This is a genomic window from Kouleothrix sp. 19917 (assembly GCF_057073505.1).
In genome coordinates this window covers 6,038,172-6,056,696 of the sequence record NZ_CP097099.1, presented here as the reverse complement: position 1 = coordinate 6,056,696, position 18,525 = coordinate 6,038,172, and the positions used below count along the sequence as shown (strand labels likewise).

Here is an 18,525-nt window from a genome sequence, read left to right as displayed (position 1 = left end):
TTGAGTTTGCACGAACCTGTCAACCTTCCAACCTGTAACTTGCAACCAAAAAGAGGTATCGCTATGGCAAACAGCTACCATCTTGCGCAGATCAACATTGGCCGCCTGCGCGCGCCCATCGACGATCCGCAGATCGCTGGCTTTGTGGCGCGGCTCGATGAGATCAACGCGCTGGCCGAGGGCAGCCCCGGCTACGTCTGGCGCTTGCAGACGCCGGTTGGCAATGCCACCGAGCTGCGCCCCTACGACGACGACCTGATTATTGTGAACCTGTCGGTGTGGGAAACGCCCGAGGCGCTGCGCAATTATGTCTATCGCAGCGCGCATGCCAGCGTGATGCGCCAGCGCCGCGAGTGGTTTGAGCGCTTTGCGGGGATGTATTACGCGCTGTGGTGGGTGCCGGCCGGCCACGAGCCTTCCGTTCAGGAGGCAACGGCGCGGCTAGAGGAGTTGCGCACCAATGGCGACACGCCGCGCGCCTTTTCCTTCACGCACATCTTCCCCACACCCGATGCGCCAGCCGCAGCGGTGCGTGGCTTCGCCGATACCTGCCCGGCGCTGTAGCAGCCTTTGGGTTGCAGGTTGCACGTTTTGAATGTTGAATGTTGAGTTTTGAGTTTGTACGAAGCTGCAACTGCATGAGGGTTTAGGGTCTGGGGTTTTGGGATTGGGCCAACAGCCTGCAACGCGCAAACTTCCACCTTGCAAACCTGCAACCTTCAAAACCTCTGCGCCCTTTGCGTTCTTTGCGGTTTATTCATCGTTCGTCGGTTGCCCCAATCGTAAATCGCAAATCGTCTTTCAAAACCTCTGCGCCCTTTGCGTTCTTTGCGGTTTATTCATCGTTCGTCGGTCGCCCCCAATCGTAAATCGCAAATCGTCAATCGTAAATCCTTAAATCTCCGTGCCTCTGTGTCTCTGTGGTTAGTTATTGGGTCGTCCTTCGTCCTTCGTCGGTCCTCACCCAATCGACGCAACGACGCGATTGCGCCCCTGCGCTTTCGCGGCGTAGAGCGCGCCGTCGGCGGCGGCGACCAGCGCGGGGATGCTGTTGCCGGGCTTGGGAACCGTGCTGGCCGCACCAATGCTCAGCGTCACCAGCGCATTTGCGCGTGAGCTTGTGTGTGGCAATGCGATTCGGCGCACTTCGTCCTGCACGGCTTCGGCCACACGCAGCGCGCCCGGCAGGTCGGTTTCGGGCAGAATGATCGCAAACTCCTCGCCGCCATAGCGCGCCGCCAAATCCTTCACATGCCCCACCGCCCGCCCAATCGCGTGCGCAACGTGCCGCAGGCAGCTGTCGCCAGCCGGGTGCCCGTAGGTGTCGTTGTACTGCTTGAAGTAGTCGATATCGCACAGCAGCAGGCTGAGCATTTTGCCCTGCGTTTGCTCCCACTGAAGCTGAAGATACTGATCGAAGCGGCGGCGGTTGGCGATCTGGGTCAGGCCGTCGAGCACCGCCAGGCGCGTGAGCTCCAGGTTGGCTTTGCGCAGCGCAGCCTCGGCCTGCCGCCGCTCGCCAATTTCGCGCTGCAACTCGCGCTGCAGGCGGTAAAGCGCCAGATGCGTGCCCACGCGCGCCAGCAGCTCTTCGACCTGAAACGGCTTGGCGACATAATCGACACCGCCGGCGGCAAAGCCACTGAGCTTGTCTTGCACGTCGTTCAGCACGGTCATAAAGATCACCGGGATGTCGCATGTGCGCATGTCGGCTTTGATGCGCCGGCAGGTTTCGAAGCCGTCGATGCCGGGCATTTGCACATCGAGCAGGATGATTTCGGGCTGGGCCAGCCGCGCGCGCTCGATGCCGGTTTCGCCAGTGCGGGCGGTGAGCACCACAAAGCCATGCGCGTGCAGGTGATCGGCCGCAACCTTGAGGTTGGCGCTGGTGTCGTCGATGATCAGGATTGTCGCCGCATCGCGCTCACGCTGCATAGTCTTCTTCCTCCACCAGCGTCGCTTCTTTCCCCTGTGGCTGCTGAATGAACTGCTGAACAAAGGCTTGAATCTGCTCGTCGTCGAATGATTGGGCCAGGTGATGAATCTGCTGCGCAAAGGGCAGGTATTCGGGCGCAAGTTGTTCGAGCGCCAGCGCATGCTCCACCACGCCAGCCATATTGCCAAAGCGCGCTAATTCATAGATCGCAGCCAGCTCTTCGGCGGGCGGCGGCACCATTGGCGCAGCGCGGCGGGCCGCTACATGCGTTGGCCGTGGCTCGGGCATGGCGGCGGCTTCCGCTTCATAGTCCCACTCCAGAGCCAGGTAGTGCTGGAGCAAGCCAAGGATCTGTGCAATGTCGATCGGCTTGGCGACGCATGTTTCAAAGCCCGCGCTGTGCACCTGCTCGCGGTCGAGCTGCAGCAGGCTGGCTGTGACGGCGACGATTGGCACGCTGGCGAGGCCAGGAATGCGCCGAATGGCTGGCACCGCTTCAAAGCCCATCATCACCGGCATTACCAGGTCCATGAAGATGATATCGGGCCGGTGCAACTGCGCCTGTTCCACTCCTTCCGCGCCGTCTTCCGCCAGCATCACTTCAAAGCCCAGCGGCTCCAGCAGGCTTAGAAAGACCATCCGGTTCTCGCGGCGATCATCCACCACCAGCACGCGACGGCGCGGGCCGTGGTAGCCGCTCACTGGCGGGGGCTGCGCGGCTGCTGGCCTTGCCACCTCGGCCGAAGCAAGCTGGAAGTCGGCGGTGAACCAGAAGGTGCTGCCACTGCCTGGCGCGCTCTCAAGCTCGATATGCCCGCCCATCTGCTCCACAAGCTGCTGGCTGATCGCAAGGCCCAGGCCGGTGCCGCCTGACTGTCGGCGGGCGCTGCCAAGCTGCTCGAAGGGCTGAAAGATACGCGCACGCTCGTCTGCCTGAATGCCAATGCCTGTATCGGCCACGGTGAAGCGCAGCCGCGCGCATGCGGGCGCGCCCTGCCTAAGCGGCAGCGGCTCGCGCTCGATGCGCAGCGCAACCTGCCCGCGATCAGTGAACTTCACCGCGTTGCCCAGCAGGTTCAGCAGCACCTGGCGCAGGCGCTTTCCGTCGGCAATGATCCATTCAGGCATGGTGGGCGAGGCGCTATACACAAAGGCGAGCTGCTTCTGCTGGGCGGACATCACCATAATGCCCACGATGCCATCGAGGAATGGCGTGAGCTGCAGCGGCTGCGGGTCGAGTTCGAGCTTGCGCGCTTCGATCTTGGCCAGGTCGAGCACGTCGTTGATCAGGGTCAGCAGGTGGTGCCCGCTGGTGTGGATGGTGTGCAGCCCATCGCGCTGCGCGACCGTCAGGCCCTGCCCGCGCTGGAGCAGTTGGGCGTAGCCGAGGATGCCATTCAGGGGCGTGCGCAGCTCGTGGCTCATGGTGGCAAGAAATTCGCTCTTGGCCTGGCTGGCGGCTTCGGCCTGGCGCGTTGCAATCGCCAGCTCGCGCGTGCGCGCGGCAACTTGCTGTTCGAGCTTGTGGCTGTTACGCTTGACCACCCGCTCGCGCCAGAGCAAGCTGGCAAGCAGCAGCGCGAGCAGCATAATGATCGCCAGCCCGCGAAACCACAATGCTTCCCACCACGGCGGCGCGATCGTGATGTGCAAGGTCGCTTCCTGCCCGCTCCACACGCCGTCGTCGTTGCTGCCTTGCACATGGAACACATAGCTGCCGGGTTGCAGGCGCGGGTACATGACAAAGCGGTGCGCGCTATCGGCGGCGATCCAGTCGCTATCGACCCCGTCGAGCTTGTAGCGATACTGGTTGTGCTCGGGCGCGGCGTAGCTCAGGGCCGCGAATTCAAGCGAAATCGTGTCTTGATCGTAGGGCAGGCTGAGCGCGGAGCTTGCCCAGATCGATGCGTGCAGCGGGGAGTCGTTCCCGATCGGAACGGCTTTGTTTGCGATTTTCAGCTCGGTGAACACCACCGCGGGCTGGTACTGGCGCGGCGCGATCTTGTTGGGCTGAAAGGCCGTCAGGCCGCCGCGCCCGCCAAAGAAGAGCGTGCCATCGCGGCCGGCGCGCGCCACGGTGAACTCGTTGCCCTGCAGGCCATCGGATTTGTCGTAGCTGTGGAAGTTGCGCTGCGCTGGCACGAAGCGCGAAATACCCCCGCTGGTGCTGAGCCACAGCGCGCCCTGCGCATCTTCAAGAATGCCACTGACCGAGTCGCTCGCCAGGCCATCCTTTCTGGTGTAGCTTGTGCTGGTGGCGCGCTGCGCATCGAACGCCAGCAGGCCGCTGTTCGTCGCCAGCCAGATCGTGCCGTGTGCGTCGGGGTGGATGGCCTGAATTTCCACAAAGGGAAGGCCCTGCGGCTGCGCCGGGTCGTTTCTGTAGCTGGTGAAGCGCTGCGTGAGGGGATCAAAAACGCTGAGCGCAGCTGTGCCGCCCAGCCAGACCCGCCCGTCGGGCGCAAGCGCAAGGGTGCGCAGGTTGGCACGCGCAAGCTGCTCGGCGCTCTGGCTGGTGTTGGCAAACGCTGCGAACTGCTGGCGCTCACGATCAAAGCGGTAGAGGGTCATGTCGCCCAGCGCCAGCGCCCACAGGCCATGATCGGCATCTTCGGCCATTGCGTTAATAATGAATCGCTGTGGGTCGGCACCGGCAGGGCGAAAAAATGCGATCTCCTCTGTGCGCGGGTCGAGTCGGCCAATGCCATCGAGGCCATCGAACCAGACCTTGCCCTGCTCGTCGAGCGAGATGAAGTTGATGTCGATTGCGGCAGCATTATCGATCGAAGGGCGCGGCCCCTGGCGAATGGGATAGCGCGTGAACTCGCTGCGCGCCGGGTTGAAATACAGCAGCCCGTCGCCCGCGCCGAGCCAGAGCGTGCCATCGGGGGCTTGCGCCAAAGCGCGCATCGGCACATCGGGCAAATTGTTGTTGTTGGAGGGGTCGTGCCGGTAGAAGGTGAACTGTTTCTGCAAAGGGTCGAGCCGATCGACGCCAGCGAAGGCAGTGCCAAACCAGAGGATGCCGTCGCGGCTGCGATAGATCGAGTTGATTGGCGCACTGCTCAGGCTGTCGGGGTTGACGGGATCGGGCCGGTAGCTGGCGGTAAACTGCCGCTGTGCCAGGTTGAAAGTGTACACGCCATTGATCACCGTGCCGACCAGCAGATTGCCGCTGCCATCCGCGCCGAGCGCAAGGCCGCCGAAGAAGTTTGGGCCGTTGGGGGCGGCCGAGAGTGGTGCTGGGTCGCGTGGCGGCTGGTAGCGGGTGAAGCGCGCGCTGCCCGGGTCGAACTCATACAGGCCATTGTTGGCCGAAAGCCACAGATGGCCGTCGGGTGTTTCGGCTACGCCGGTAAACTCGGCAAGCGGAGCTTGCGCGCCCGCTGCCGCTGGCGCTGGGCTGGGCGTGGCTGCTGCGGGCCGAAAGCACTGTGCCTGCCCGCTGCGTGGATCAAACGCGAGCAGGCCGCCGCTTGCCACCCACACACGCCCCGACGCGCTGACAAGCATGCTGGCGGTGCGGAGCGCGCCACAGGCTGGCAGGGCATAGCGCGCAACATCGTTTGTTGCCGCGTTGATTGCAAAGAGCTGGCGGCTGCCAAAAGCCCAGATGGTGCCGTTCTGGCCGCCCGCAAGCGCCGCAACGCTGGCGATGCCATGCTCGCCGCCGGGGATGTGCGTAATGGTTTCGGTGCTCGTGTCGAAGCGATCAAGGCCGCGGCGCGTGCCAAGCCAGAGCGTGCCGCTGGCATCTTCCAGCAGCGCACTGATATTGTTGCTGGCCAGGGTGCTTCGGTCGCCGGGGGCATTGCGATAGGGCGTGGCGGTGTAGCCATCGTAGCGCACCAGACCATCGCTGGTGCCGAACCACATAAAGCCGCGCTGATCCTGCACGATTGGGCCAACGCTGTTGCCTGGCAGGCCGTTGTCGTTGTTGAGGTGGCGGAAGCGCAGCGATGAAGGGGCGCTGAGTGGTGGGGGCGGCGGCCCGGCGGCCCGGGCTGGCGTGGCCGAAAACGTTGCAATGGCGGCACAAACAAGCGCAAGAAGCAAGCGCCGCGAATCAATACCCACGTCATCCTCCTTCGCGACGCTGATTCGCCAAACATTGCGATTGAGTATAGCAAGAAGATACGCGCCAGGAGATCGCAATACGAGAACAATTTCGCGCCAACACGGTGCTGCACATGCATCTGGCGGGCAAGCATGTGCCTGTGCAAGTATGCGAGCGAGCGCTTCCAGGAGATTGCACAGGAGTTGAGCCACAGAGGACACCGAGAGCACGGAGTATGAGACCAGTTTCGACGTTTTGTGGCTCAAACTGGCCTGGAATTCACTGAGGTAGCTCGCGAGGAAGCAATGCGGCGAGCGCCACTGCAGCAGGGGTGCCCGCTGCAATGGCGCTCGCTGGCTGTGTCTATGGGGAATATCTGCTTCGCGATCTATTCTTCTGGGGAAGCAGCCGCTTTGCGCGTGGTGCGCTTGCGTTCCGATTTGCGCTTGAGGCCCAGCAGCTGCACTGCGTGCGAGTCGGGGCCGTACTGCGCGATCACCTGCCGCAATGAGTTTGACTTTAACTTCGCTCGGCCAGTGGCGTGAAGGCGTGCAACACTGGCCCGGCGTACTCCGATTTCGGGCGGATCAGCCGGTTGTCGGCCAGCTGCTCGCGAATGTGGCCCATCCAGCCAACCGTGCGGCTCAGCGCAAACGCCGCCGTAAACAGATCGAGCGGCAAGCCCAGGCTATACAGCAGCGGCGCGCTATAAAACTCAACGTTCGGGTTGAGCTGGCGCTGCGTGAAGTGCGGGTGCGTCGCCACCACGCCGCCCACCGCGTCGGCAATCGCCTGCCAGCGCTCGGCATCGGCGTTCAGGCCGGCCAGGGTGCTTACGCAGCGCCGCAGGTGCCGCACGCGCGGGTCTTCAACCTTGTAAATGCGGTGGCCCACCCCCATCAGGCGCTCGCGGCGCGCCAGCATCGCGTCGATGGCGCTGGCAGCATGTTCGGGCGCGCCAATCGCCAGAAAGGTTTCCATGGCCTTCTGGTTTGCGCCGCCGTGCAGCAAGCCCTTCAGCGTGCCAATTGCCGCCACCAGCGCGCAGTACACATCCGCGCCCGCGCCAATCGCCACCCGCGCCGCAAAGGTCGAGGCGTTCAGGCCATGTTCGGCCAGCAGCACCAGGTAGGTGTCGAAGGCGCGCGCCGCTTCGGGCGCGGGTGCTGCGCCGTGCAGCATATAGAGGAAGTTGGCCGCGTGGCCCAGCGCCGCGTCAGGCGCAACCGGCTCCAGCCCGCGCCGCGCCCGGTCCCACCCCGCAATCAGGGTTGGCGCCTTGGCCAGCACGCGCACGCCAATCCGCTCGACTGCTGCGCTGTCCAGGGCGTCGGCCTCGGTGTCAAGCTGGCCCAGGCCTGAAACCAGGGTACGCAGCGCATCCAGGCCATGCCCGCCGGCCGGCACGCCCCGCACCAAGGCCAGCTCGGCTGCGCTCAGCGCGCGCTCGGCAGCCAGCCGCCCGCGAAATACGGCAAGCTGCTCGGCGCTCGGCAGCTCGCCGTACCACAGCAGGTAGGCCACTTCTTCGAACGATGCCTGCTCGGCCAAATCGTGAATTGTGTAGCCGGTGTAGATGAGCTTGCCGGCCGTGCCATCAATGGCGCTGAGCCGCGTGCTCGCCACCACCACATTGTCGAGCCCGCGCACGGGTGCTTCGCTTGTCATGGCTATGTCCTCCTGGTAGAAATTGTTGCTTCAACTGGCGCTACGCCCGGGCAAGGCGCGCCACGCCAGAAATGCCGTACGGCCATTCTAGCACAATGCTCTATATATATCAATATTACTTGATATATATTGATTATTGACGAAGCGAATCGGGCCGCGTATACTATCGCGGCAGGAGGATTTGATGCATGCAGATCATCGACGGCGTTGAGTATCTGGATGGCGACGAGGCAGTGGCGCTGCTTGGGGTGAAAAAGGCGACGCTCTACGCCTATGTCAGCCGTGGGCTGCTCGACTCATTTCGGCAGGCGGTGGGGCGCAAGCGCCTGTACCGGCGCGATGCTGTGGAGCGTTTGTGCGAGCTGCGCCCAAGCGAGGAGCCAGCGGCTACGCCGCAGAGCGAGAGTGACAGCGCGCTACAGATCGACGACGACGGCGTTCTGCGCGACGTGCGCCTGCCCGACGCGGCGAGTTGGGCGGGGGAACATTAGTGCGCTTTCAGCGCGGGGTTTGGGGAATGGGGGATAGGGTTTGGTGATCATGGTATGGTTCTGAAATCCGCTCTAGCAAACAGTGAGTTTCGGCGGCAAAAACCTCCTGCCTCCTGCCTCCTGCCTCCTGCCTCCTGCCTCCTGCCTCCTGCCTCCTGCCTCCTGCCTCCTGCCTCCTGCCTCCTGCCGACTGCCGACTGCCGACTGCCTCACGGCTGCTCGGTAATCAGGGCGAGAGTAAGCTGGCGCAAGGTGTTGAGCCGCTGGTCCATATTCTCGGGGTAAAGGTAGAGATCGTCGTGCATTTTGCCCACCTCCATGCGCCGCTGGGCCACCGCGTCGCGCGCGGAGTCGCCGGCCCGCTCGTAGCGCCCATACGCCAGCTGAAGTGAGTTATCAATCGCCACCAGCGACTGGTCGACACTGGCGAGTTCGTTAGCGCGCAGTGCGGCTTCAGCATCGTCGATCTGCACTATGGCGAGCAACAAATAAATTTGCGCCTGCTTGCGATCGCCCTCGGCGCGCACATCGGCAATTTCCTGCTCGGTGATGCCGGCCGAGAGCGGTGGGGCAGTGGGCCGCGCGGCAGCGGTTGGAGAAGGCGCGGGGGAAGGAAGTGGCGGGCTGGTGGGCACGCGAATGGCCGGCTGCTGGGGCGCAGGCCAGAGCTGCTGCGCGCCAATGCTCAGCGCAACCGCAACCAGCGCCGTGAGCGCATAGGGCAGCGCGGCGCGCAGGAAACGCAACAGCGCGCCCGCCCTCGGTGGAGAGACAGGCGCGCCTTGTTCGGGGGCCGGGGCGTCCAAACGCCGCTCCTACTTCTCGATTTGGGCGGTGAGCAGAATGGCCTGGGCAATTTCGCGCATCGACTTGCGCGTGTTCATCGAAAGCTGCTGGATCTTGCGGAAGGCTTCCTGTTCCTTCAGGCCCTGTGTGTCCATCAGCACACCCTTGGCGCGCTCGACCAGCTTGCGCGTTTCCAGGGTTTCCTGCAAGTCGCCAATTTTCTTGTCCATATCCTGGAACTCGGCGTAGCGCGCCATCGCGATCTCAATGGCGGGCAGCAGCTCGGCGTCGCGGAAGGGCTTGACGATGTAGTTCACTACACCAGCCTCGCGCGCGCGCTCGACCAGCTCGCGATCCGAGTAGGCAGTGAGCAGCAGCACCGGCGCGATCTTGTCTTCCGTAAGCACCTTAGCCGCCTGGATGCCATCGAGCTTGGGCATCTTGATGTCCATCACCACCAGGTCGGGGCGCAGCTCGCGCGCCAGATTCACCACACTGACGCCATCCCCGGCCTCGCCTACCACCAGATAACCCAACCCCACCAGGGTTTCCTTGAGGTTCATTCGGATGAGCGATTCGTCGTCGGCGATCACAAGACGCAACTGTTGAGCCATAACCGTACTCCTCATGTAGTTGTTCGTGCACGTTCGATCATCCTGGATCGCACTGGGCGCACGCTGTGTTCATTTGATAGTTGTGAAAAGGTTAACCCCTTTGATTGTTCATTGTAGCACAATCGCCTTACGGTGGTCAAGACTGTGCAAACCTTACATATCGTCGAGTTGCTCGCGCAACCATGCAAAAATCTCGGGGTTAATATTATAACAAGTTGCCGAACCGTCGTCGCAGGCTTGAATTATGCCAGCAGAGCGCAGAATCTTTAAATGTTGCGAAAGAGTGGACTGTGCGCGGATAACGTCACTGGGGAGCTGGAGTTGGATTTGATTGCCAATACAGCGCGGATGTTTTTGTATAAAACGCACAATTTGCAGCCGCACAGGGTTGCCGAGTGCCTTGAGCAATCGGAAGAGGCGTTGGTCGTCTCGCTCACAGTGCGCTGTCACCATCGCAAGCCTCCTGCGTGCACCAACTGTACTCGCATGCGGGGGCGCTTGTCAAGGGGTGAGCAGTGTTTCGCTACCGGAAGGCAATGCGCTGGCTTTATGCGCCGCTGAAAATCAGCTCGCGGCGGCTAAAGGCGTAGACGGCCAGCACCAGCAGGCCAAGCGCGAGGAAGAACTGTGCAACTGGAATAGCGAAACCCAGCCCGGTGTAGTCGCGGCTGACCGAGAGCGCGAAGCCGGTGAATGCAGGCAGCAGCGGTGTGCTGAAAATCGTGCGCAGGACATTCAGGGTTGCGGTAAGCGCGCTCGGCAGCTCAGACAGCGTCTGGCCGCCGATCAGCCCGCCCGAGAAGGCAATCGCGACCAGGGCCAGCAGCACCAGGCGCATGCCAGCGGGCAGCACCATCGGCGCCATCAATACCATCATGGCGGCAAGCAGCGCCACATTCAGCAGCAGCGGCACTGTGCCCAGCAGCCAGCCGCCAATCGTCAGGCCCTCCACCGGGTTATAGAGTGCTGTGGCAATGCTGATCAGGCCGTAAATCGTCCACGCGACCGCAAGAATGGCGAGGTACAGGCCAACGAGGTAGCCACCGCGGCCAAGCCGCCGCGCGAGCAGCAAATAGCCCTGTGGTCGGTCGCCTAACGAAAGGATCGAGGTGGAAGTGTAGAACACCAGCGCCAGCGAGAAGATGCCCACGACCGAGAAGAAGTACTCGGGCTGGAGCGCGGATGTCCAGCGTCGCAAGAAGATATAAAAGAAAACCACGCTGGCGATCAGCTCGACGAGAATGCGGGCCGAGCGCGCGTATTCGATCAGTGTGAATTGGGTGAAGCGCAGGGTTCGCGCGATCATATGCAGTTTCTTGGTATTCAGCGGCCCGTTGCCGGGCCAGGGCTATGCGTCGCGGCGTTCGTCCGGTGCTTTGGGGGCTTCGCCCGCGCCGCCCAGCAGCTCGCGCAGGAGCGTATCGCCACGTGGCCGGCCAGGGGATGCAACGCTTTCGGCAGGTGCATCTGGCGCAGGCGTTGCGGGCGGCATGAACATTGTGGTATCTGTGGGCATGTCTGGCTCGCGTGCTGCGGGCAGCGCAGATGGCGAAGCGGCGGGCGCGCTGTCGAGCGTTTCGCCGCGCACCACGCGCATATACATTTCTTCAAGCGGGCGGTTTTGCGGCTCCAGCGAAATAATCGCTACGCCTGCGTCGAGCAGGGCGCGCAACACCTGGGCTTGCAGCGCGGGCGTGTTCGGGCTGAGCACGATCTCGCGGGCAGTGGCGCGCACGCCCGGCCCAAGCTGTGCCAGCCGCGCCTGCATTTCGGGCGTCAGCGGGCCAACTTTCAGCACCGCCGCGCTGCCCGGCACGCGCAGGGCCGAGACATCGATCTGGGCGGCCAGCCGGCCATTATACAAAATGCCCACCGTATCACAGAGCTGGTCGATCTCGTCGAGATAGTGCGTGGCCAGGAAGATCGTGTGGTTGCGGCGGGCCAGTTCGCCCAGCAGATTGAGCATTTCGCGCTGGCCGGCCGGGTCGAGCCCGCTGGTCGGCTCGTCGATCAGCAGCATGTCGGGGTTTGCCAGCAGCGCCTGCGCGATCCCAAAGCGCTGCAACATGCCCTTGGAATAGGCTGCCAGCACGCGGTCGGCAACATCGCTCAGCCCAACGATTGCAAGCGCTTCATCGACGCGGCCGGCAAGCTCGCTCGCCCGCAGGTCGCTGAAGCGCCCGAGGTAGCGCAGGTACTCGCGGGCAGTGAAGCGCAGGTGGTAGCGCAGCCGCTCGGGCAGGTAGCCGAGCCGCCCGCGCACCAGCTCAAGATCCCGTTCGCCGAACAGTTTCAGCGTACCCTGGCTGGGCCGCAGGAAGCCAAGCATAAGGTGAATGAGCGTGGATTTACCCGAGCCGTTTGGCCCGAGCAGACCATAGACCTGCCCGGTCGGCACGCGCAGATCCAGCCCGCGCAGCACGCTCACGTCGTCGTACGATTTGTGCAGGTTTTCGGCTTCGATTGCGTACATCGCGTTTCCTGCAAATATAGTTTATCGCGTTATCACCGCCAGATAAACCGCCCCGGCCAGCGCCAGCGGCAGCGCCCAGCGCCAGCACCAGCGCAGCGCGCCCGGCAGCGTCATGCGCGGCGTCAGCACGCTGATCTGCCGCAGCACCAGCGCAAATACCACAAACAGGCCCGCAATAATCGCCAGCCCGGCCCACGGCATGATCGCGCTGGTGGCGCGCCCGGTCAGCGCCGGCGGCACGCTTGAGCCATCGAAATCGGGCAGCACCGCCACGCTCAGGGCCGCCAGCAGCGCCGCGCCGCGCGTGAGCCGTGCAAAGCGTACCAGAGCGACCGTAGGGGCGTCAAGCCCGGATTCGGCACCGGCCGCGCTCAGGCTGCGCTCGGCGCCAAACGGCCCGAGGCCAATTGCGGCGGGCAGGGCCAGCAGGCCGCCCAAGGCCAGCAGCAGGTGCCCCGGCGCGCGGAAGGCCGAAAGCCCGGCGAGGCTCCACAGACCGCTGCCGGCAGCCAGCCAGAACACGCAGCGCCCGGCCGCGCCGATCTGGGCTTCGCGCGAAGCTGCGCGGGCGGCCAGCGGATCGGATGATAGAAAACCCGGCAGCAGCGGCAAGAGAAACGCACCTTCAAACAGCACCCACAGCGTCGCCGGCACACCAATCGCCCGCCAGCCGCTAAACGGGTGGTAGGGCCACGGCAGCAGCGCCAGACCCAGCGCGGCCAGCAGCAGGCTCGCCAGCGCGGCCACGCCGTGGAGCGTGCGCAGCGGCGCGGCGCTTGGCGCAAGCGCGGGCAGGCGGCGCTCGAACAGCCAGGCGAACAGCACGCCAAGCGCCAGCGTAAAGAGCAGGCCCGGGTAAACCAGAAGTGTCAGCAGGATATTCGTGATATTCATAGCTTTTCGGGGCGCGCCGCGCCGCCTTCCGTCACAAGCTGCCGAACGGCGTCGGCGATTGCTTCGGGCGTGGGCGGGCAGCCATCCAGTGTGCGGGCGTGAATCGCCGGCAATTCAGCCACGCCGCCGCGCCCAAACGGGTGCCCATCGATAGCGCAGCGCCCAACCGCCAGCACCGGCACGCGCCCGCCCAGCGCATCGTAGAACGCCTGGAAGGCCGGCCGCGCGCTCACCGTCAGCGGGCCAGTGAGCAGCAACAGATCGGCCTGCGCGGGCGTTTCGGCCCAGGCCAGATCGGCGTATTCCTCAAGCGCGGCGGCGATCTCAACATCGCAGCCGCCGCACGAGCCAGTATTCACGCGGAAAATTTTGATCGTCGCCATACTCAGAACGATTGAATAAAGGTCAGTCCGCGCATCACCTCGTTGATGGTGGCAAGCAGCGGCTGCGGATACAAACCAATTCCAAGACATACCGCCAGCAGCAGCGCAGTGAGCAGCGCCATGCCGCGCGGCTCGGGTTCCAGCCGCCGGTCGGCGGGCTGATCCAGCTCGGTGGTGCCAAGCAGCACCGGCGCGGCCTCAACCGGCTGATCTTCGCTTGGGCCGAACAAGCGCTCGCGCGCCAGGCGAATAAGGGCCAGCAGCGCCAGCGCGGTGGAGGCCAGCAGCAGCACCAGGTAGATGCCGCCCTGCCGCGCCGCCGCTTCGTACAGCAGCAGCTTGCTGGCAAAGCCATTGAACGGCGGCAAACCAAGCAGCGCCATTCCGCCACCCAGCAGGCCAGCCCCGGCTACCGGCCAGCGCCACAGCAGGTCGCGCCGCACGACATTGGCCGGCCGGCCATCGGGCCGTTCCAGCATGCCAATGCTCACAAACAGCAGCAGCACCACAATCGTCTGGTTCCATGCCTCGAACAGCGCGCCCGTGACGCCAACCTTGTCGAGCGTGGCCAGGCCAAACAAGACCATGCCGGCATTGTACACCACCAGATAGCCAACCATGCGCCGCATTGAGGTTTGCGCCAGCGCCAGCAGCCCGCCCAGCAGCGCGGTGGCCACGCCCAGCACCATCAGCAGCCACATGTTGCGTTCGTTGCCCGGCCCGCCCACAATTTCAAACGGGAAGAACACAAACTGAAACGCCATGATCAGGAACAAGAGGCAGGTGACATTGATCACGGCCACCACCAGCACCGACACCATCGGCGCGGCGTCTTCCGCAAGGTCGGGCAGCCACGAGTGGAAAGGCGCAATCGCCAGGCGCAGGCCGAAGCCGACCACAATCAGCGCCAGCACGAGGTGCGTGGGCGAAATGCTGGTGTTCACCGTCGCGGGCTGCGCAATGCTGACGAGCACAAAGCCCATGTACATCATCACGCCCGCGATCAGCATCATCACCAGGTATTTCAGCGCGGTGGCGATTGTGGCGCGGCCCACCAGCGCCGAACTGCCGGTCGGCAGGTCGACAATCGCCAGCACAGCGAGCAGGCCAGTGCTGATCAGCAGCAGCGAGGCGACAAACGGCTCTTGCAGCAGCAGCAGGGTCGAGCTGATCAGGCCGAGGATGAACAGCGCGATCGGCACGAAATTCTCGCCGTGCGGGATGCGCCACGAGGCCAGCAGCGCCAGCACGCCAATCGCCAGAAAGGTCAGCAGAAACAGCCGGCCCAGCGGGTCGAGCGTGAGCGTCAGGCCCAGCAGGCGGGCAGGCTGATCGAGCGGCAAGCTGAGCACCAGCCCAATCTGCATCAGCAGCGTGCCCACCGCGCCGAGAATGACCAGCTCGGTCTGCTTGCGCAGCACAAAGCAGCCGGCGCCCATGGCTATAGGGAAAAAAATAAGCAGCAGGTATATCATATGCTCGTGCGTTGGGCGCAGGGCAGCGGCTTTCGGGGCCGTGTGCGCCTTGCCCGCGTGAATTATCGCTTATACAGTTCGTTCAGCTCAAGCGTTTTGAGCCGGCCATACAACAGGCCGCTCAGGTAGGCGATCGACAGGGCCAGCACAATTTCCACCAACCCAAGCAGCGCCAGCGGGAATACCTGCACCGTGCTCGAAATCGCGGTGTACAGCACGTCGATGCTGCCAATGCATAGCAGCAGCCCCAGCCCAACTTTCAGGGTATCGCCCGCCACAACCATGGTGAACAGGCCGATCAGGCCGAGCCAGTACCACACAAAATCAATCGTGGTGGTGTTGCCAATCGGGTACAGGCGCGGCAGCGCGACGCTCGCCAGAATTGCCAGCATCAGCGTCCAGAACGGGATGATATAGTCGGAAAAGCGCAACGGCTCGGCGGCGCGCTGCCGCTGGGCGCGGCGACCGGCGCGGCGCAGCTCGGCCAGCGAAAATTCGTCCAGCTCTTCCAGGTTATAGTCGCGCCCAAAGGTCGCCCCGGTAATCGCAAGAATCGCCGTCGCAGCAATGCCCGAGATCAGCTTCACCAGCACCGTCGTGCTGATCGCCAGCCCGCCGACACGCAAATCGGGCGTGATAAATTGCTGCTGGGCAAGAAACGCCGCCACGCCGATGTAGCTCAGCAGCAGCGCCGGCACAATAATGCGCCAGTCGCGCAGCAGCAGGATCACCGCACCCGAAAGCGCGATCAGGAAAACTGGCAGGTTGTGAAGAAGTGTGCTCATTGTGTATCAAATTTTGAATGCTGAATGTTGAGTTTTGAGTTCAGCATAGCAAATCGCTAGGCCCAGCGCGCCTGTTCGGAAAACGAGTAGCTCTACTGAATAAACAGCAGCACAATCACGATTACCGCGAGCAGCAGGCCGGCCAGGTAGTAGCGCTGCTCGAAAAGCGCCAGCCCGCGCCGCAGCACATCGCTCGCGCGCAGCAGCGCGTGCCACGCCGCCGAAAATGCGTCGGCTGGGGCGCCCAGCCGCGCCAGCCCGCCCAGGCTTTCGCCCAGGCCTTGCGGCACCAGCGCGCCACCGGCGGGCGATTCGGCCGGCGCTTGCGGCGCGCGCGCGCGCACCAGCAGCGGGATGCCAACTGCCAGCATCAGGGCAGCCACGGCGCAGGCGGCCAGGCCGAGCGGGCCGGGCAGGTGCGGCAGCAGGTTCGCGCCACCCAGCAGCGCCTGCAGATCATTCAGCCAGAAGCGCCACGCAAGCTGTGGCGCGATGCCCAGCACCAGCAAGGGCAGGGCGACCAGCGCGCCCACCAGCAGCGCCTGGCGCTGTTCGCCCGCCTGCGTGGGCAAGGGCTGCGCCAGCTCGCGGCTCGCGTCGCGCCGCCAGAACACCGCCAGCGGCGGCAGGAAGGCCAGCCCAAGCAGCGTGCTGCCCGCCAGCAGCGGAGCCACCGCCCACGGCGCGCGCGTCAGCACATCTTCAAACAGCCAGCAGCGCGCCCAGAAGCCCCACACACCCGGCAGGCCCACCGCCGAGGCCGCGCCAACGAGCAAGAGCGCGCCCGGCCCGGTCAGCGGCTCGGAAAGCGCGGTTTCGGCCAGCACGTCGGTGCCGGTGCGGCGCTCCAGCAGCGCAACCGCCAGAAAGCACAGTAGCGTCGACAGCACGCCATTCAGCAAGAGCGCCGGGGCCGCCAGCGTCAGCGACGCGCCGCCCTGGCCCACGGCCAGCAGCAGCACACCCATCTGCGCGGAAAACTGCCAGGCCAGCCAGCGCCGCAGGCGTCCCGCGCCCAGCGCGCCCGCCGCGCCTGCGAACAGCGTCAGCAAGCCAAGCAGCGTAAAAGCTATTCGCCAGCCATCGGGCACCGCCGCGCCCTGCCCGGCCATAAAGCGGATGAGCGCCGCGCCGCCGAGCAGCGGCAGGCCAAGCGTCAGCAGCGCGCCAGCCAGCGCGGCGGGCGCTTCGGCAAGCTGTTGCAGGGCGGTATGAAATGGTGGCGCGCCAAAGGCCAGCAGGCCCAGCAGCGCCCAGCAGATCAGCGCGGCCAGCACCACCGGCGTGCCGGGCAGCGCCGGCCCAAGCAGCACCGCGCCAAGCAGCACCAGCGCGCTGCACAGGCCGGCCAGCAGCACCACCACCGGCGCGTCCGACCCCGTCAGCGCGCCGCTGGCACGCAGCGCCAGGAAGGTCAGCAGCGCCACCAGCGCCCAGGCAAACGGCAGCAGCGCGGCGTTGAAGTTCGCCAGCCCGGCCACAACCACCACAATCGCCAGTTCCGCCGCCGCAAACAAGCCGCCAAAGCCGCGCAGCCCGGCCGGCAGCGCCAGCGCAAGCACCAGCAGCGACAAGCCGCCGCCCAGCAGCGCCGCCAGCGACAGCGCCCAGCTGAGCGCATCAAAGCGCAGCACCAGCATCAGCGGCTGGTTGTCGATCACCATCCACGTCAGCGAGGCCAGGTCGAGCGGCAGCCCGCCACGCACGCGCGCAACCAGCAGGGCGACGCCATAGGCCAGCAGGGTGGCGGCGGCCAGCAGCCCAAGCCGGCGCGTGGGCACGGCCTGGTTCAGGCTCAGGCAGGCCAGCGCGACAAGAAATGGCAGGGTGATAATAAGAACGAGCATAGGTATACGTCAGCGCTCGGCACAGGCCGCGCACGGGTCGGTTGAGGCGATAATCGCCACGACATTGTCAAGCAGCGCCCCTGACAGCAGCGTGCGCGTCAGCAGGCGGTCGAGCTGGCGCGGCGCGTCGATCTGCGCGCTGCCCAGGCGGCGGCCATCGCCTTCGATCTGGTAGCGGATCATGCCACGCGGGCCTTCAACAGCGGCGCTGGCGCGGCCTTTCGGCAGGGTTTCGGGCAGCTCGCCGCGCCACTCGCCGCTCGGCAGATCGGCCAGCGCCGCCTCGACGAGCTTGATACTTTCAAAGGCTTCGAGCAGCAGCAGCATCAGGCGCGCATACACATCGCCACCTTCCTGCGTGATCGGCTTGAAGCCCAGGCGCGCATAAGCGGCGTAGGGCGCGTCGGCGCGCGTGTCGCGCGCGATGCCCGAAGCACGCGCCAGCGGGCCGCGCACGCCAAACTGCTCGGCGGCGGCGCGCGCCAGCGCGCCCACTTCCACGGTGCGCGCCAGCAGTGGGCGATGATCGATCAGGCGGTCGAGAAAGCGGAACAAGCCGCGATTGAGCTTGGGCAGCGCCACCAGCAATTCTTCGCGGTCGCGCGCGGCCAGGTCGCGCCGCAGCCCGCCCGGCACGCACAGATCGGGGATGGTGCGCGAGCCGCTGATCGCCAGCAGGGCGTGCTGTGCCTGCTCGCGCAGGTTGCCCAGGTCGGCGGCGTAGGCGTCCATTCCCAGCGCGGCCAGAATGCCAGCCGCCGCGCGCGTGTGCGACGCGATGCGCTCGAACTCGGCAACGACGCAGCGCAGCAGCTGGGCGCGTTCGGAAACATCCGTGCCGCACAGTTGCTCGATCGCCTGGCAGAAGGCCAGCGAGTGCGCAAACGAGCATGTGCCGCACACACGGGTAACGAGGTGAAGCGCCTGGGGTAGGTCGAGTCGCGGCAGCCGCTCGGCGCAGGCCCGCTCGTTGAAGCCATCGTGATATTCAACATCGGCGATGCGCTCGCCGGCAACCTGCAAGTCAAAGCGCTGGGGGCCGCGCCACGCGGGATGAAATGGCCCCAGCGCCAGCGAATAGGTCACGCTTCCCCCCATTCACGGCGTCTTTCAGGT

16 protein-coding genes are annotated in these 18,525 nt (G+C 64.8%); 2 read left to right on the top strand and 14 right to left on the bottom strand.

The window, feature by feature from the left end; translation table 11 throughout:
- Positions 1 to 63: 63 nt before the first annotated feature.
- Entirely contained in the window at positions 64 to 564 is a 501-nt protein-coding gene (locus tag M1P90_RS24435; RefSeq protein ID WP_483698130.1) for a DUF3291 domain-containing protein, read from the top strand.
- 396 nt (positions 565 to 960) lie between these two features.
- Here the strand turns inward: M1P90_RS24435 and M1P90_RS24430 are convergent, their stop codons facing one another.
- The 3 genes from M1P90_RS24430 to M1P90_RS24420 form a co-directional block, all read right to left on the bottom strand.
- A complete protein-coding gene (locus M1P90_RS24430; RefSeq protein ID WP_483698128.1) occupies positions 961 to 1,935 on the bottom strand; it encodes a diguanylate cyclase domain-containing protein in 975 nt (324 codons plus the stop codon).
- Positions 1,925 to 6,013: a hybrid sensor histidine kinase/response regulator gene (locus tag M1P90_RS24425; protein ID WP_483698126.1), complete on the bottom strand. Its 4,089-nt coding sequence runs from the start codon at positions 6,011 to 6,013 to the stop codon at positions 1,925 to 1,927. Before M1P90_RS24425 ends, M1P90_RS24430 begins: the two co-directional genes overlap by 11 nt.
- A 499-nt stretch (positions 6,014 to 6,512) precedes the next feature.
- Positions 6,513 to 7,661 (bottom strand): citrate/2-methylcitrate synthase, encoded by a 1,149-nt coding sequence (locus M1P90_RS24420; RefSeq protein WP_483698125.1) that lies wholly within the window; start codon positions 7,659 to 7,661, stop codon positions 6,513 to 6,515.
- A 188-nt stretch (positions 7,662 to 7,849) separates the two neighbouring features.
- Here M1P90_RS24420 and M1P90_RS24415 point away from each other — a divergent pair, with 188 nt between their 5' ends.
- On the top strand, positions 7,850 to 8,152 hold the full coding sequence (locus M1P90_RS24415) for a helix-turn-helix domain-containing protein (protein WP_483698124.1): 303 nt from the start codon (positions 7,850 to 7,852) through the stop codon (positions 8,150 to 8,152).
- A gap of 209 nt (positions 8,153 to 8,361) precedes the next feature.
- On the opposite strand, the gene M1P90_RS24410 is transcribed toward M1P90_RS24415, so the two are convergent.
- The 11 genes from M1P90_RS24410 to M1P90_RS24360 form a co-directional block, all read right to left on the bottom strand.
- Positions 8,362 to 8,958 (bottom strand): hypothetical protein, encoded by a 597-nt coding sequence (locus M1P90_RS24410; RefSeq protein WP_483698123.1) that lies wholly within the window; start codon positions 8,956 to 8,958, stop codon positions 8,362 to 8,364.
- 9 nt (positions 8,959 to 8,967) lie between these two features.
- Complete coding sequence (locus tag M1P90_RS24405) at positions 8,968 to 9,552, bottom strand: ANTAR domain-containing response regulator (protein ID WP_483698122.1); 585 nt, start codon at positions 9,550 to 9,552, stop codon at positions 8,968 to 8,970.
- A gap of 153 nt (positions 9,553 to 9,705) precedes the next feature.
- Entirely contained in the window at positions 9,706 to 10,005 is a 300-nt protein-coding gene (locus M1P90_RS24400) for an ArsR/SmtB family transcription factor (protein ID WP_483698121.1), read from the bottom strand.
- Between the two features lie 94 nt (positions 10,006 to 10,099).
- Positions 10,100 to 10,858 carry a hypothetical protein gene (locus tag M1P90_RS24395; RefSeq protein ID WP_483698120.1) on the bottom strand — a complete coding sequence of 253 codons (759 nt, stop codon included), beginning with the start codon at positions 10,856 to 10,858 and terminating at the stop codon, positions 10,100 to 10,102.
- 42 nt (positions 10,859 to 10,900) lie between these two features.
- Complete coding sequence (locus M1P90_RS24390) at positions 10,901 to 12,025, bottom strand: ABC transporter ATP-binding protein (protein WP_483698119.1); 1,125 nt, start codon at positions 12,023 to 12,025, stop codon at positions 10,901 to 10,903.
- Positions 12,026 to 12,046: 21 nt separating this feature from the next.
- Positions 12,047 to 12,919: a hypothetical protein gene (locus M1P90_RS24385; protein ID WP_483698118.1), complete on the bottom strand. Its 873-nt coding sequence runs from the start codon at positions 12,917 to 12,919 to the stop codon at positions 12,047 to 12,049.
- Positions 12,916 to 13,302, bottom strand: a complete 387-nt coding sequence (locus M1P90_RS24380) for an NADH-quinone oxidoreductase subunit B family protein (RefSeq protein WP_483698117.1) — start codon at positions 13,300 to 13,302, stop codon at positions 12,916 to 12,918. The genes M1P90_RS24385 and M1P90_RS24380 overlap by 4 nt, the downstream gene beginning before the upstream one ends.
- A gap of 2 nt (positions 13,303 to 13,304) precedes the next feature.
- A complete protein-coding gene (locus M1P90_RS24375; RefSeq protein WP_483698116.1) occupies positions 13,305 to 14,777 on the bottom strand; it encodes a proton-conducting transporter transmembrane domain-containing protein in 1,473 nt (490 codons plus the stop codon).
- A gap of 62 nt (positions 14,778 to 14,839) precedes the next feature.
- Positions 14,840 to 15,562 (bottom strand): hypothetical protein, encoded by a 723-nt coding sequence (locus M1P90_RS24370; protein WP_483698115.1) that lies wholly within the window; start codon positions 15,560 to 15,562, stop codon positions 14,840 to 14,842.
- Positions 15,563 to 15,654: 92 nt separating this feature from the next.
- Complete coding sequence (locus M1P90_RS24365) at positions 15,655 to 17,409, bottom strand: proton-conducting transporter transmembrane domain-containing protein (protein WP_483698114.1); 1,755 nt, start codon at positions 17,407 to 17,409, stop codon at positions 15,655 to 15,657.
- A gap of 9 nt (positions 17,410 to 17,418) precedes the next feature.
- Positions 17,419 to 18,495 (bottom strand): hydrogenase large subunit, encoded by a 1,077-nt coding sequence (locus tag M1P90_RS24360; RefSeq protein ID WP_483698113.1) that lies wholly within the window; start codon positions 18,493 to 18,495, stop codon positions 17,419 to 17,421.
- Between the last annotated feature and the right edge of the window lie 30 nt (positions 18,496 to 18,525).

Bases quoted from the DNA above. Each gene is read 5' to 3' on its own strand.
- M1P90_RS24435 (WP_483698130.1), top strand. From the start codon at position 64: ATGGCAAACAGCTACCATCTTGCGCAGATCAACATTGGCCGCCTGCGC.
- M1P90_RS24430 (WP_483698128.1), bottom strand. From the start codon at position 1,935: ATGCAGCGTGAGCGCGATGCGGCGACAATCCTGATCATCGACGACACC.
- M1P90_RS24420 (WP_483698125.1), bottom strand. From the start codon at position 7,661: ATGACAAGCGAAGCACCCGTGCGCGGGCTCGACAATGTGGTGGTGGCG.
- M1P90_RS24415 (WP_483698124.1), top strand. From the start codon at position 7,850: ATGCAGATCATCGACGGCGTTGAGTATCTGGATGGCGACGAGGCAGTG.
- M1P90_RS24405 (WP_483698122.1), bottom strand. From the start codon at position 9,552: ATGGCTCAACAGTTGCGTCTTGTGATCGCCGACGACGAATCGCTCATC.
- M1P90_RS24400 (WP_483698121.1), bottom strand. From the start codon at position 10,005: ATGGTGACAGCGCACTGTGAGCGAGACGACCAACGCCTCTTCCGATTG.
- M1P90_RS24395 (WP_483698120.1), bottom strand. From the start codon at position 10,858: ATGATCGCGCGAACCCTGCGCTTCACCCAATTCACACTGATCGAATAC.
- M1P90_RS24390 (WP_483698119.1), bottom strand. From the start codon at position 12,025: ATGTACGCAATCGAAGCCGAAAACCTGCACAAATCGTACGACGACGTG.
- M1P90_RS24385 (WP_483698118.1), bottom strand. From the start codon at position 12,919: ATGAATATCACGAATATCCTGCTGACACTTCTGGTTTACCCGGGCCTG.
- M1P90_RS24380 (WP_483698117.1), bottom strand. From the start codon at position 13,302: ATGGCGACGATCAAAATTTTCCGCGTGAATACTGGCTCGTGCGGCGGC.
- M1P90_RS24375 (WP_483698116.1), bottom strand. From the start codon at position 14,777: ATGATATACCTGCTGCTTATTTTTTTCCCTATAGCCATGGGCGCCGGC.
- M1P90_RS24370 (WP_483698115.1), bottom strand. From the start codon at position 15,562: ATGAGCACACTTCTTCACAACCTGCCAGTTTTCCTGATCGCGCTTTCG.
- M1P90_RS24365 (WP_483698114.1), bottom strand. From the start codon at position 17,409: ATGCTCGTTCTTATTATCACCCTGCCATTTCTTGTCGCGCTGGCCTGC.